The organism is Thermosyntropha tengcongensis, assembly GCF_055381335.1.
On the sequence record NZ_AP042437.1, the window covers coordinates 2,151,019 to 2,164,554 of the forward strand.

Consider the following 13,536-nt stretch of genomic DNA (forward strand, 5'->3'; position numbering starts at 1 on the left):
TATAAACTGCCTGCAAGAAAATAAATAAAAAAGCGTATCAGCTTTTAGAGGAAATTTATGGCCGGATATGGAATTAATATTAGTTTAAATAAACCGGCCCGCAAAAATTAAAAACTAAAGGAGTGATACCAGGTGTCAAAAAACCACAAACTGTTAATCAGCCTGTTTTTAGCATTGGCTTTTCTCTTATCAGCCCTCTTTCCCTTTAACGAAACCCCAGCCGTTCTGGCTGCCAGCCTCTTTAAAGATGTTCCTTCCTCCCACTGGGCATATAAACATGTGCTTAAAATGAACAGCCGGGAAGTGGTGGCTGGCCACCAGGATGGAACCTTCAAGCCAGATAATGCAGTGACCCAGCTGGAAGCAGTCCTGATGGCGGTGCGCAATATGGAAAAAGAAAGCGAAATAGCCAGAATCGATGCGTCGCGCAGCCTTCCCTTTGCTGTCCCGGACTGGGCCCTTGCCAAAGCCAAAAGAGAGCTCCTTTTCGCCATAGATAAAGGCCTCATCGTGCCGGCAGAAAAAAATTTTGACGCCTCCTCCCTGGCTACCCGGGCCTGGATGACCCAGCTCATGATACGCATGATCGGCAAAGACGAAGAAGCCAAACTTTATGCCAACCAGCATTCCGGATTCAATGACGATACCTCTATCCCTTCCCGGTACAGAGGCTATATAAACGCAGCAGTAAACTACGAAATCATCGCGGGATTTGCGGACAAGACCTTTAAGCCTAACGCCATCGTAACCAGAGCCCAGAGTGTAGTAATGCTGAGCAAGTGCGAAAGATACATGAACCTTAAAAGCAGTTTATCCGGCAAAATAGCCAGCCTCAACAACCAAAGCCTTGTCCTCGCTACCGATAGCGGCAGGCAAACCTTTAGCCTGGCTCCAGGGGTTTTAGCCTTTGACAAAAACGGGAACCTTATAAACATAAACGGTATAAGGCCGGATACCCAGGCTGTGCTTACCCTCAAGAACAATCAGGTTAAAATGATTGAGCTCGTGGAAGAAACCAGCTCTTCCCCGCTAACTATAAAAATAACCGGCAAAGCGGTGAAAATAAATCCGGAAACCAGGCTGCTGGTGGTGGAAGATGACAAAAATACCCTGTACACCAAAATAGTGTCTCCCCAGACAGCCGTAACCGACAGTCAGGGCAAAAATCTGGATTTTTCAGCTATCCCTGAAAATGCTCAGCTAGAATTAACCCTGGATGCTAAAGGTGAAGTAACCGGCATAACTGTCCTTACTTCTGCAAATAGCAGCTTTGATCAAGGCATAATCGCGGAAATAGACCAGAACAAAAAGCTTCTCATCCTGAAAAACGGGGACAGCTACCAGGCCTTCAAATATTCAAACCTGACAGAAGTAGTAATAGAAGGGGTTCGCTTCGCCTCGGTCGAAGATCTTATGCCCGGAGACGAAGTAAAGATAAGCCTGGAAAACAATACTATAACCAGGATAAAACTTATCAAGGCCAAACAGGAAATGAGCCTGAAAGGCCAGGTAGTGGAAAACCTGTATGAAAGGAAGCTGCTGGTCATCGAAACCAGCGACAAAAAAATCCAGGCCCTGCCGGTAGCCTCGGGAGTCAGGATAACGATAGACGGGGTAAAATCCCCTGTGCTCGCTGATATATTAAAAGGGGACAGTATTGAAGCCGTGGTAGAAGGAGGAGAAATAACCTCCATAAAAGTAAACAACCGCTATACAGGAAACAGCTTAAGCGGCACGGTAATCGCGGTAGACATAGTAAGCCGCACCCTGGTATTGAAAGACAGCGCCGGCAGCCTCATAACCTATGAGGTAAGCAAAGCTGCTGACATAAAAATTGACAGTAAAACCGCCTCTCTGTCAGATGTCAAAAAAGACATGAAAATAAAGATAGAGCTTCTGGGGAACAAGATAATCTACATTGAGAACACCAGCCAGCAGGCAGGGCGGATTATTTCCGTAAATCCTGACCGCAGCCTCCTGTCCGTCAAAGAAGACAGCGGCTATACCAATACCTACAAAGTAAGCAGCAGTGCGGATATCCAGATCCAGAACATAACCAGGGCCAGGCTGAACGACCTTAAGGCAGATGACTATATAGAGTTCAAGCTCAACAGTGAAGAAATAATAACCGAAATAAAAGTAAAGAGAGTGATAAATTATGAAATAACCTCGGTAAGCAGCAGCTATCTGCGGGTCACCGACAGCAACGGAAACTCCTCTTACATTGAGGACAGCGACCGGCCGGAAATAATTATCCCCGGCATCAGCTATCCGCGCTTAAGCGATTTCAGAAAAGGCGATAATATCAAAGTAACTTTTATAGGATTCAAGGTGCAAAAAATAGAGCTGGCATCGGCCATGGCCGGACAGATAACCGATATAGACACCTATACCGGCACCATAACCTTAAGCACCTTTGAAGGCAAAACGGTGCGTTCTACCTTTGCCAGCGGTTCCAGAATAATTGACAGCGGCAAAAACTACTACAACCTGCGCTATCTCAGCACGGGGGACCGGGTAAAAATCATGGAAAATGCTGATGGCAGCATAAACATATACCTCATGGCCAAAAATCGCATCCGTTTTGCTGAGTTTGCCGGCAACAACACCGAACTCCTGGCCAAGAGGAGCTCCGGCTATACCTATGATCGCTATAATCTCGCTCCCAGCTGCTATATCCACAAAGGGAACACCATTTTAAGCTATCGGGACATTGTCGAAAACGACTGGCTTGACATTTATGTACTTGACAACACCGTCTACGAAATAGAAAAAATATAAGCCTAACTTAAAAGCCCGGGAAGAGCTTTCTTCCCGGGCTTATTTATTGCTATCTGCATACAGATCATAGGGAGTGAGCTGATATACATAATAGTTGAGCCAGTTGGTAAAAATAAGGCTTCCATGGCTGCGCCAGCGTACAATCACATCTTTATTCGGATCGTCATCTATAAAATAATGGCGCGGAATATTTATCGGTTCCCCTTTTCTTATATCTCTCTCATACTCTTCTTTCAGGGTATAGGCGTCATATTCCGAATGTCCCATAGCAAAAACCTGACGCCCGTCTTTGCTTATCACCAGGGCTACCCCGGCCTCATCAGATTCCAGAAGTATTTCCAGCTCCGGCACCTTTTCTATCTCTTCCCGGTGCACTTCCGTATGCCGGGAATGAGGGATAAAAACTTCATCATCCAGCCCCCGCATCAATTCACAGCGGGGATTGTTTATGCGGTGTTTAAAAACTCCAAACATCTTCTCCGGCAGCAGATAATTGTGTATCCCGTAGTGATGGTAAAGAGCTGCCTGGGCTGCCCAGCATATATGAAAAGTAGATGTAACATTCTCCACCGTATAGTCCATAATCTCCTTAAGCTCTTTCCAGTAGGCCACATCCCCAAAGCGCATTTTTTCCACCGGGGCTCCGGTTATTATCATCCCATCATATTTGAGATGTTTTATGTCGCTGAAAGTCTTGTAAAAAGTCTTCAGGTGTTCCGCCGGCGTATGTTTGGACTGATAGGTCTCGGTTGTCAAAAGGTCAATCTCAATCTGAATCGGAAAATTGGAAAGCATCCTCAAAAGCTGGGTTTCTGTAACCGTCTTGATCGGCATAAGGTTGAGGATGGCAATCCTTAAAGGCCTTATATCCTGGTGCAGAGCCCGGTATTCATTCATGACAAATATATTCTCGCTTGCCAGTATATCAGCAGCCGGCAGATTTTCCGGAATTATAATCGGCATCTCCTATCACATCCTCTCTTACGAAGGTTTACCTCATATTTATGCTTAAACCGCTTTATTTATAGCTTGTTCAAAATCAGCGATAATATCTTCTATATCTTCAATCCCCACCGATACCCGGATAAGATCCGGAGTTACCCCGGCTATACGCTGTTCTTCCTCCGTAAGCTGCCGATGGGTCATGCTGGCCGGATGCAGAACACTGGTTCTGGTATCGCCCAGATGTACTACCAGAGCTGCCAGCTTAAGGCTTTCCATAAACTTCTTGCCTTCCTTAAGCCCACCTTTGAGCCCGAAGGTTAAAATGCCGCCACAGCCCAGAGGCAGATACTTCTGAGCCAGCTGGTAGCTGGGGCTGTCTTCCAATCCCGGATAATTTACCCATGCCACTTTATCATGGTTTCTAAGGTAACGTGCCAGCTCCAGGGCATTTTCACTATGTTTCTTCATCCTCAAAGCCAGGGTTTCCAGGCTCATGTGCAGGAGGAAAGCCGTAAACGGGCTCATAGTAAGCCCCATATCCCGCATAAACTGCACCCGGGCCTTGGTTATATAAGCCAGATTGCCGAAGGTTTCCACATACCGCAAGCCGTGATAGGCCGGGTCCGGCTCCGTAAAAGTCGGAAATTTTCCGTTATCCCAGGGGAAATTGCCCCCATCCACTATTACCCCTCCTACGCTCCTCGCCTGACCGTCAATATACTTGGTGGTGGAATGGATAACTACATTAGCGCCGTGTTCCAGGGGCCGGCAGAGATAGGGGGTAGCAAAGGTATTGTCTATAATCAAAGGCACCCCTTTCTCCCTGGCAATCCTGCTGAACTTTTCAAAATCAAGCACATTAAGTCCGGGATTGCCGATAGTTTCAGCAAAAAGAGCCTTGGTATTCGGCCGGAAAGCCGCTTTAATCTCTTCCTCGTCAGCATCCGGATTTACAAAAGTAACCTCTATGCCTATTTTCTTAAAAGTAACCGAAAGCAGGGTAAAAGTCCCCCCGTAAAGGGTGCTGGCAGCCACAATATGTTCCCCTGCCTGGCATACATTTATAAGGGAAACCATAGTAGCTGCCTGGCCGGAAGAAGTAGAAAGGGCTCCTACCCCACCTTCCAGGGCAGCCATCTTTTTCTCAAACGCCTCCAGGGTAGGATTGCTTATCCTGCTGTACATATGGCCTTCTTCCCTAAGGTCAAAAAGGCCTGCCACATAATCGGTACTGTCATAATAAAAAGTGGTGCTTTCATATATAGGCAAAATCCTGGGTTCTCCAGGTTTGGGTTCATAGCCTGCCTGTACCGCCTTGGTCTCAAACTTCCAATCCCTGGTCATCTTATATGCTCTCCTCCTTGTTTTTTAAAATAAAAACAAAAACCACTTCCCCGCGACAAGAAGTGGCCATCCTCTAAGCCTGCACTTCTCATCTCTCAGGGAAAATCCCTGCAGGAATTGGCACATTTCTGGATAAACCAGCTGTTGCCGGGTTTCATCGGGCCCGTCCCTCCACCTCTCTTGATAAGAAGCTTCTCCTCTTCAATTTTGATTAGATATGATTATATACGATAAAAACCTTTTTGTCATCAAAAAAATAAAACAAGGGGATGGATTTTTTTATCCCCTTGTTTTACCTTTTGTCTTAAGGCTGGCAGCCAAAACATTCCTTTAAAATAGGCTTTACCTGTTCTTCAGGCAGCGGGTAGGCTATACCGCTCGGATCCAGTTTTACTGCCCAGAACATCAAATCCAGGAACTGTTCATTCACTTCCACATCGTTTATATCGAAAGAAGGTTTAAAACCGCAGTCTTCCATAAGCTTGAGGATTTTTTCCCGCACCTTTTCAATTATAGAAAGTTCATCCCCGTTTTCATCTACCCCAAAAGCAAAAGCGAGATCTTTAGCCTTGCGCGCAAAATGCTGCGGATAGTACTTCATCACCGCCGGCAGGGCTACCCCTACTGCCTGGCCGTGGGGAATTCTCAGCTGTCCTCCTACCGCATGGGCTATATTATGCACCGGATAAAACATGCCGGACATGGCAAACCCCATAATAGCCAGGTTGCTGGCAATCAGCATACAGGTGCGGGCCTCCAGGTTAGCCCCTTCATTAACCGCCAGGGGAAGGTACTTTAAAATAAGCCTTATCGCCTGAATAGAAAGGCTGTCAATCATGGGATTGGCCCCCGGAGAAGTAAGCCCTTCCACAGCATGGCCTAAAGCGTCAAACCCGGTGCAGGCTGTCATATGGGGAGGAAGGCTTACCGTAAGGTCCGGGTCCAAAAGGGCATAATCAGCCGCGATATAAGGGTGCAGAAGGTCTCCCTTTACCCTGGCTTCTTCATTGTATATAACAGCAATGGGGGAAACTTCCGACCCGGTGCCAGCAGTCGTCGGGATAGACACATTAGGAATATTAAGCGGCTTGCCCAGCGGCCTGATATAAGGTCCCACATTGCCGGGCATAAGTTCCTTTATATCCGTTGCTCCCATACCCAGCATAAGCTTTACGCCTTTTACCGAATCTAAAACACTTCCCCCTCCCAGTCCCAGAAGGCCATCTACCGCATTTACCCGACACCAGCGGGCACAGTCGTTGATAACCCGCATAACCGCATCCTGTTCAATCGCGTCATATATGCCTACAAGCTTAGGTTCCCCCTGTACCTCAAAAATCTCCTTTATCTGGTCAGCTATACCTGCCTTAACCAGCCCCTGGTCGGTAATAACAGCCACCCTTTTCGCTCCCATCTCCATAAACCGCTGGGGGGCAAAGGTGCGGCAGCCAGAGCCTACTTCCACAATGGTGCGGAAATCCCACACAAAATATTTAGGTGTAGCCATAAAAATCCCCTCCCCTCTACTTGTTAAGCCCAATCAGGCTGAACATAATCTTGTCATTCGCATCCGGTGTCAAATCCTGGCATATATGCTTGACTTCACTGTAGGCCATAAGGGCATGGTACCAGTTCTCCCGTCCGTATCCGCTTTCCTTGTAACCGCCAAACGGTACATCCGGCCTCAAAACATGCCAGGTATTAATCCATACCGTGCCGGTACGCATCCGTGAGGCTACCTTCTGGGCTTTGGCTACATCCCGGCTGCATACCCCGCCTCCCAGCCCATAGGGGCTGTCATTGGCAATACTGATTGCCTCATCCAGGTCATCATAAGGTATGACGCACTGTACCGGGCCAAAAATCTCCTCCCTCACCTGTCGCATGGAATTGTTGCAGTTGACAAATATGGTGGGCTGAAAGAAAAACCCATTATCATAAATGCCGCCTGTCAAAACATTTCCGCCATAAGCTATCTCTGCCCCTTCTTCCAGGCCAATCCTTACATACTCCTTAATCGTGTTAAGCTGCTCCTGGGAAGCTATAGGCCCCAGATCAGTTGCCATATCCAGCTGGTTGCCGATAGTAAGCTTCTTTATCTTGGCAATCAGCTTATCAACCAGGGCATCATGCAATTTTCTCGGCACAATCAGCCGGGTTCCCGATTCACATACCTGCCCGGAATGAAAAAGAAATGCAAAAAGGGTCATATTGCAGGCCACATCCAGGTCAGCGTCTTCCAGAACGATAAGCGGAGATTTTCCTCCCAGCTCCAAAGTTACCCTTTTAATACCTTTGGCTGCCTGTTCGGCAATCCTTCTCCCTACTGCCGTTGAACCGGTAAAAGCAATCTTATCCACTTCCGGATGTCCAGCCAGGTAGTCCCCCATACTGGAACCTGGCCCGGTAACTACATTAAACACCCCGGCAGGAACCCCCGCATCATGCAGGATTTTGGCCAGCTCCAGGGTAGTAACCGGGGTTATGCTGGCTGGTTTCATGACAATACTGTTTCCCATAGCCAGAGCCGGTGCAAATTTAAAAGCAGCCAATATCATGGGAAAATTCCAGGGGGTTATGCCTGCACATACCCCTATCGGTTCCCTCTTTATATAGCTGTGCATAGGGGCAATCCAGGGAGGACACATGGCATGTTCTATTTTAGGGAGTTCCCTTATAAGAGCTGCCGAAATAGCCAGGGATGCCGCCACCGACGCCACATCCACCGTACTTGTGCGCCTTATGGTCCCGCCGGATGTCAAGGACTCCAGGTAAGCAAGCCTTTCCTTATTGGCCACCACCATGAGGGCCGCATTAAAAAGTATCTCCGCCCTTTCTTCCGGTTTTTTATCGCTCCACACGCCGGACTCAAAAGCCTGCCTGGCCGATGCCAGGGCTTTATCCACATCATTCCTGTTTCCCCGGGGAACCCTGGCCACCACTTCCCGGGTAGATGGATTTATAACTTCCATCATGTCCCCGCTGTCGCCAGGCATAAAAGCTCCGTCAATAAACATGCCGTACTCCATAACTTCCGCCATGACAAACCCTCCTTTTTTACTGTTCTTTATCCAGGCAGGCATACTGCAAAAAGTCCCGGGCAATAATCCCTGCTATCTTTTCTACCCTGACCTCTTCAGGGTGCATAAGCCACTGGATAATAAGGCCATCCAGCAGGGCTACCAGCATAACCGCCTTAACCTGGTCTTCTTCATCCTCTTTCCCGTTAAGCTTTTGCAAAAACTGCCGCATCAGGTTGTGATAATCCCTGTAAGTTTCCTTAAACTTCGCTTTAAGCTCATCATTGCCCATAAAAGCTTCCTGCAGGAGGTAAAGGTTGAGCTTTCCCCTCTCTTTGGCCTGCAGGACCAGGTTCAGCCCTTCATAAACAATCTTTTCCGGCTTCTCCCCATCCATATAGTCAATGCCTTTCAAAAATCCCTGTATAAGCTCATCAAAATGCCTTACTGTAACCTCATAAACCAGCTCATCCTTGCTGGGGAAATGATAAAAAAGCGTTCCCTTGCTTATCCCTGCTTCCCGGGCAATATCAGCCAGGCTGGTTCCCCGCACCCCCTTTTCCATAATTAACCTGGCAGCCACCTCCAATATCTTCTGCCGACTGGTCACCTCTTTTCCTTCTTCTTCATAAGCTGGCACCTCTACTTCCTCCTCTCGGTCGTACGCCCGCCCGACTAAAGCTATTATAGAATAAAAATTCTGAAAATATTGTCGAACCAGCACTTCTCACTCAATAAAAAATTAAGGAGGAAAACGACATCTGCTTCCTCCTTTTTGAAGTTTGTATTCTGTTAAAGCCGCTTACAGAACAGGCACAACCCCTTCTTTGGGCAAAATCCCCTGTCCTTCCGGACTCATTACAAAATCTATAAATATCCTGGCAAGCCCTTGGGGTTCCCCTTTTACCACATAGATAAAAGGCCTGGCTATCTTATATTTGCCGCTTAAAATATAAGGTTGAGCCTCCCTATCTCAAAATTATATTGACATTCCCGTCCCGGCAAAACCCGGACGCCTTCCCGCAAAGCCTTAAAAAAGCTGCCCTTTCTCCCGGCTTTCTCTTCTATTCCTTATCCTTCACCTTGGCCCAGGTATCCTTAAGCCCCACTATGCGGTTAAAAACCGGCCTCTCCGGCGCAGAATCCGGATCTACGCAGAAATAGCCGTGCCTCAGGAACTGGAACCGTTCTTCCACCTTTACATTTTTAAGGAGAGGTTCTGCCAGGCATTCTGTCAAAACCGTCAGCGAATCCCGGTTTATCTTGTCGGTAAAGCTTAAGCCGTCTTCATCATTATCCGGATCCGGCACTGTAAACAGGTAATCATAAAGCCTTACCTCACAGGGAACTGCATGCGAAGCCTCCACCCAGTGCAGGGTGCCCTTAACCTTGCGGGAAGCGTTGGCCCCCCCGCTCCTGGATTCCGGGTCATAAGTGCAGCGCAGCTCCACTATCCTGCCGGTTGCCGGATCTTTTACCACTTCCTCGCATTTTATAATATACGCGCTCTTAAGCCTTACTTCCCCTCCCGGCTTCAGGCGGAAAAACTTCTTCGGGGGATCTTCCATAAAATCTTCCGCTTCTATATAAATATCCCTGCCAAAAGGCACCCTGCGGGTGCCCATTTCCGGCATTTCCGGGTTATTTTCCGTTTCCAGCCATTCTATCTGTCCTTCCGGATAATTGGTAATCACCACTTTGAGCGGGTTTAATACCACCATAGCACGGGGAGCCCGCTTATTAAGGTCTTCCCGCACACAGTGCTCCAGAAGGGCAATATCTACCACGCTGTCCCTTCTGGCTACCCCTATCCGTTCACAAAAGTCGCGGATCGCTTCCGGGGTATACCCCCTTCTCCGCAAACCGGCTATGGTAGGCATCCGGGGGTCATCCCAGCCTTTCACATAGCCTTCATCTACCAGAATCTTGAGCTTTCTCTTGCTCATAACCGTATAAGTAAGGTTTAAGCGGGCAAACTCAATCTGCCTGGGACGCCCTTCTACCTTCACATCCTTCTGGTAGTCAATATTGTCCAGCACCCAGTCATAAAGCGGCCGATGGTCGGCAAACTCCAGGGTGCACAGGGAATGGGTAATCCCTTCCAGCGCGTCTTCTATCGGATGGGCATAATCATACATGGGATATATGCACCACTTGTCCCCGGTGCGGTGGTGAGCTGCGTGCTGGATGCGGTAAATAACAGGGTCCCGCATATTTATATTGCCGGAAGCCATATCAATCTTGGCCCTCAATACCCGGGAACCATCCGGGAATTCCCCATTTTTCATGCGCTCAAAAAGCTCAAGGTTCTCCTCCACGCTCCGGTTGCGGTAGGGGCTTTCCTTTCCCGGCTCAGTCAAAGTGCCCCGGTATTCCTTTATCTCCTCCGCGCTGAGGTCGCATACATAGGCTTTGCCTTTCTTTATGAGCTCTACGGCATACTCATACATCTTGTCAAAATAGTCGGAAGCGTAATAAAGCCGGTCTTCCCAGTCAAAGCCCAGCCACTTCACATCCCTTTTTATAGCCTCCACATATTCCTCATCTTCCTTGGTCGGATTAGTGTCGTCAAAGCGCAGGTTGCAGAGGCCGCCGAACTTTTCCGCCATGCCAAAATCGATGCATATAGCCTTGGCATGTCCTATATGGAGATAACCGTTAGGCTCCGGGGGGAAGCGGGTATGCACCCGCCCTCCATTCTTCCCCTGCCGCAAATCTTCCCGGATAATATCTTCTATAAAATTGCCGCCCTTATTTTCCTCTTCCGCTGGCAGAATCTTTTCTTCCTCCTTGCCCATTTTATTCCTCCTCCTGTGTCTATTTCAAAATGCCCATTACCATATACTCCCGATAACAATAATATTACTTTATTATATTCTCTTTGGCAACTTGCGGCTTTCCATCCATTTTTAACTTCCGGCAGGCAGCCAGAAACTTTTCTACATCTTTTTCCTCTTTCTCCTTAATCTCCTCGGTAAGCCTCCCCCTTCCCAGCCTGTCGCACAGGGCCAGAAGAGCCACCTCCCCTTCATCCACCTCTTTTAACATACCAGGAAGGTCGGCAAACGGAAGCCCTTTCACCACAAACAAAACCTGCATATGCCACCTGACCAGGCTTACTATCCTCCTTACCAGCTCTTCTTCCAGCGCAAAATGGGCAAGAAACTCCCCTGCCATTTCCCCTCCTATTTTGTCATGGTCATAGGCAGTAATCCTTCCCCTGCGCACCGCTGTAGCCTTAATCTTTCCCAGGTCGTGCAGAAGGGCTGCCCACATAAAAGCCCGGGGGTTTTTGCTTAAATCCCTTCTCCTGGCTGCCTCGTCAACTACCAGCAGGGTATGGTTCCACACATTCCCTTCCGGGTGATGGCGCAAATCCTGCTCAATTTCCTTAAGTTTGGACAGCATGTCAAAAGGCTCCGTCTTCCTTAATATCCCTTCCCTTTCCAGTTTATCTATAAAAACCGAAGGCTGCTCATCTTCAAGCAGATGCTGTTCCAAAACCCTGAAAACCTCTTCTTTCTTCATCATTTCCCTCTTTTCCTTTAGCAAATCTTTCTTCTATTTTAAGCATATATTATACTTTTAAATAGCCTGGTTAAAAACTAATATAAAACAGCATTCTTCACAAACTATTACTGTATCAACAAAAAGGGGAATAATTATGGCCACTAAAATAAAAGATTTTCTTCTGCTCAACCTGGGGGCTTTGCTGGATGCTTCAGGCTTTTACTTTTTCCTGGCTCCCAACCATATCGCAGCAGGCGGCATAAGCGGCCTTTCGCTGGTTATAAACCAGTTTCTTCCGTCCCTTCCCCTGGGAGGGATAATCCTGTTCCTGAGCATAGCCCTGCTCATCCTGGGCTTCGTAACCATCAGCCCGGTATATGGCTTTAAAACCGTATACTGCAGCATCCTGATCCCAGTCATCATATGGTTTTTAGAAAAAATCTATCCTCTGTCTTACCCTCTGCTTGATGACCTTTTAATCCAGCTCTTTTTCGGGGTATTAATATCCAGCATTGGTCTGGCTATCCTGTTTAACCAGAACGCCTCCAGCGGAGGGACAGACATAATTGCCCGCATAATCTACCAGTTCTATCATCTTGACATAGGAAAAGGCCTTCTCCTGGTAGACTTCATAATAACCCTGGCTGCCACCTATGTTTTTGGGCTGCAGAAAGGCTTGTATGCCCTTCTGGGAGTAATCCTCTACGGCTTTATAATAGATTATGTAGTAGAAGGGATAACTATAAGCAAGCAGGTTATCATCATCACTCCCCGCAGTGAAGAAGTCAAAAACTTTATAACCCGGGAACTTATGAGGGGGGCTACTGTCTACAAAGCAGAAGGGGCTTTTACCGGAGAACAAAAAGAAGTTATCATGACCATCCTGAAAAGGCAGGAATTCGTAAAGCTGCGGGATTTCATAAAAAAAACCGACCCAGGTGCCTTCATAACCGTCCAGAACATCCACGAAGTGCTGGGGGAAGGGTTTAAACCGCTTTAAAACCCTTTCCCTTTTTCATTTCAAAATTCGCTTCCTCCTACCCACAAATATCTTGCCAAAATATGGATGAAGGGCCTAAAATAAAATTAAACACCTTAGGCAAAGGAGTTTATAAATATGAAAATAATCTTCTCCGAGGAATTTTTCGTTTCCTATGCCATAGAGCCAGCTGCTGACCCCGGAAGGCTTAATCACGCATACAGGCTGCTCAAAAACAGGTATGAATTTGTAAAGCCCCAGCCCTGTGACGAAAAAGACATCCTGCTCGTTCATGTCCCCAATCTCATATATTTTACCCAGACCGACCCCACCCTCTACCATACCGCCAAACTGTCAGCTGGAGCAGCTATCCTGGCCTCCCGGTATGCCATAAACGGGGAATTCGCATTTGCCCTGTGCCGCCCTCCCGGACATCATGCCAGCGAAGACTACCAGTGGGGATACTGCTATTTCAACAACATAGCTATCGCCGTGCAGAAGCTCATCGAAGAGGGCAAGATAGAAAAAGCAGCCATCATCGACTTCGACCTGCACTTCGGGGACGGCACCGACAAGATATTCAAGGCCAGCCCGCACGTCGAATATTTCCATATTCCCGGGCGCACCCCGGAAGATGTGAAAGAAAACCTGCAGAACTTCCTGAAAGATAAATCCTTCGACATGGCAGCTGTATCAGCCGGATTTGACAGGCACGAACACGACTGGGGAGGAGTCCTCTCTACCGAAGACTACCGGGAATTAGGGGAAATACTGGGAAGCTTTGCCCGGGATAAATGCAAGGGCAGGCTTTTTGCTGTCCTGGAAGGGGGCTATAACCGCATAGCCCTGGGAGAAAGTATTAAGGCTTTTATACAAGGGCTGGAAGAAGGGGCTTAAATCTTGCAGAACAGCCACTGCACAACAAAAAAGCGCTGCCTGCAAAAACAGCGCCCATTT

Annotated in this window: 10 protein-coding genes and 1 riboswitch; of the genes, 3 read left to right on the forward strand and 7 right to left on the reverse strand. The window is 47.8% G+C overall.

Going from position 1 to position 13,536, the window contains the following annotated elements:
- Window positions 1-132 precede the first annotated feature (132 nt).
- Window positions 133-2,781: an S-layer homology domain-containing protein gene (locus tag ACZ42E_RS10470; protein ID WP_464892263.1), complete on the forward strand. Its 2,649-nt coding sequence runs from the start codon at window positions 133-135 to the stop codon at window positions 2,779-2,781.
- A 39-nt stretch (window positions 2,782-2,820) separates the two neighbouring features.
- Here ACZ42E_RS10470 and metA read toward each other — a convergent pair whose 3' ends face one another.
- From metA to ACZ42E_RS10505, 7 genes are all read right to left on the reverse strand, one after another.
- Window positions 2,821-3,744, reverse strand: coding sequence for a homoserine O-acetyltransferase MetA (gene metA, locus ACZ42E_RS10475; protein WP_464892264.1), 924 nt, complete (start codon window positions 3,742-3,744; stop codon window positions 2,821-2,823).
- Between the two features lie 45 nt (window positions 3,745-3,789).
- Complete coding sequence (locus ACZ42E_RS10480; protein WP_464892265.1) at window positions 3,790-5,070, reverse strand: O-acetylhomoserine aminocarboxypropyltransferase/cysteine synthase family protein; 1,281 nt, start codon at window positions 5,068-5,070, stop codon at window positions 3,790-3,792.
- Window positions 5,071-5,155: 85 nt separating this feature from the next.
- Window positions 5,156-5,260, reverse strand: a riboswitch (SAM riboswitch).
- Window positions 5,261-5,374: 114 nt separating this feature from the next.
- Complete coding sequence (locus ACZ42E_RS10485) at window positions 5,375-6,577, reverse strand: iron-containing alcohol dehydrogenase (protein ID WP_464892266.1); 1,203 nt, start codon at window positions 6,575-6,577, stop codon at window positions 5,375-5,377.
- Between the two features lie 16 nt (window positions 6,578-6,593).
- Window positions 6,594-8,153, reverse strand: coding sequence for an aldehyde dehydrogenase family protein (locus tag ACZ42E_RS10490; protein ID WP_464892267.1), 1,560 nt, complete (start codon window positions 8,151-8,153; stop codon window positions 6,594-6,596).
- Window positions 8,128-8,730 (reverse strand): TetR/AcrR family transcriptional regulator, encoded by a 603-nt coding sequence (locus tag ACZ42E_RS10495; RefSeq protein WP_464892268.1) that lies wholly within the window; start codon window positions 8,728-8,730, stop codon window positions 8,128-8,130. Before ACZ42E_RS10495 ends, ACZ42E_RS10490 begins: the two co-directional genes overlap by 26 nt.
- Before the next feature lie 424 nt (window positions 8,731-9,154).
- Complete coding sequence (locus ACZ42E_RS10500; protein WP_464892269.1) at window positions 9,155-10,888, reverse strand: glutamine--tRNA ligase/YqeY domain fusion protein; 1,734 nt, start codon at window positions 10,886-10,888, stop codon at window positions 9,155-9,157.
- Between the two features lie 64 nt (window positions 10,889-10,952).
- On the reverse strand, window positions 10,953-11,621 hold the full coding sequence (locus ACZ42E_RS10505) for an HDIG domain-containing metalloprotein (protein WP_464892270.1): 669 nt from the start codon (window positions 11,619-11,621) through the stop codon (window positions 10,953-10,955).
- A gap of 133 nt (window positions 11,622-11,754) precedes the next feature.
- Here ACZ42E_RS10505 and ACZ42E_RS10510 point away from each other — a divergent pair, with 133 nt between their 5' ends.
- Together ACZ42E_RS10510 and ACZ42E_RS10515 are read left to right on the forward strand one after the other, a co-directional pair.
- Complete coding sequence (locus tag ACZ42E_RS10510; RefSeq protein WP_464892271.1) at window positions 11,755-12,600, forward strand: YitT family protein; 846 nt, start codon at window positions 11,755-11,757, stop codon at window positions 12,598-12,600.
- Window positions 12,601-12,717: 117 nt separating this feature from the next.
- Window positions 12,718-13,476 carry a histone deacetylase family protein gene (locus tag ACZ42E_RS10515; protein ID WP_464892272.1) on the forward strand — a complete coding sequence of 253 codons (759 nt, stop codon included), beginning with the start codon at window positions 12,718-12,720 and terminating at the stop codon, window positions 13,474-13,476.
- Window positions 13,477-13,536: the final 60 nt, after the last annotated feature.

Bases quoted from the DNA above. Each gene is read 5' to 3' on its own strand.
- metA (WP_464892264.1), bottom strand. From the start codon at position 3,744: ATGCCGATTATAATTCCGGAAAATCTGCCGGCTGCTGATATACTGGCA.
- ACZ42E_RS10480 (WP_464892265.1), bottom strand. From the start codon at position 5,070: ATGACCAGGGATTGGAAGTTTGAGACCAAGGCGGTACAGGCAGGCTAT.
- ACZ42E_RS10485 (WP_464892266.1), bottom strand. From the start codon at position 6,577: ATGGCTACACCTAAATATTTTGTGTGGGATTTCCGCACCATTGTGGAA.
- ACZ42E_RS10490 (WP_464892267.1), bottom strand. From the start codon at position 8,153: ATGCCTGCCTGGATAAAGAACAGTAAAAAAGGAGGGTTTGTCATGGCG.
- ACZ42E_RS10500 (WP_464892269.1), bottom strand. From the start codon at position 10,888: ATGGGCAAGGAGGAAGAAAAGATTCTGCCAGCGGAAGAGGAAAATAAG.
- ACZ42E_RS10505 (WP_464892270.1), bottom strand. From the start codon at position 11,621: ATGATGAAGAAAGAAGAGGTTTTCAGGGTTTTGGAACAGCATCTGCTT.
- ACZ42E_RS10510 (WP_464892271.1), top strand. From the start codon at position 11,755: ATGGCCACTAAAATAAAAGATTTTCTTCTGCTCAACCTGGGGGCTTTG.
- ACZ42E_RS10515 (WP_464892272.1), top strand. From the start codon at position 12,718: ATGAAAATAATCTTCTCCGAGGAATTTTTCGTTTCCTATGCCATAGAG.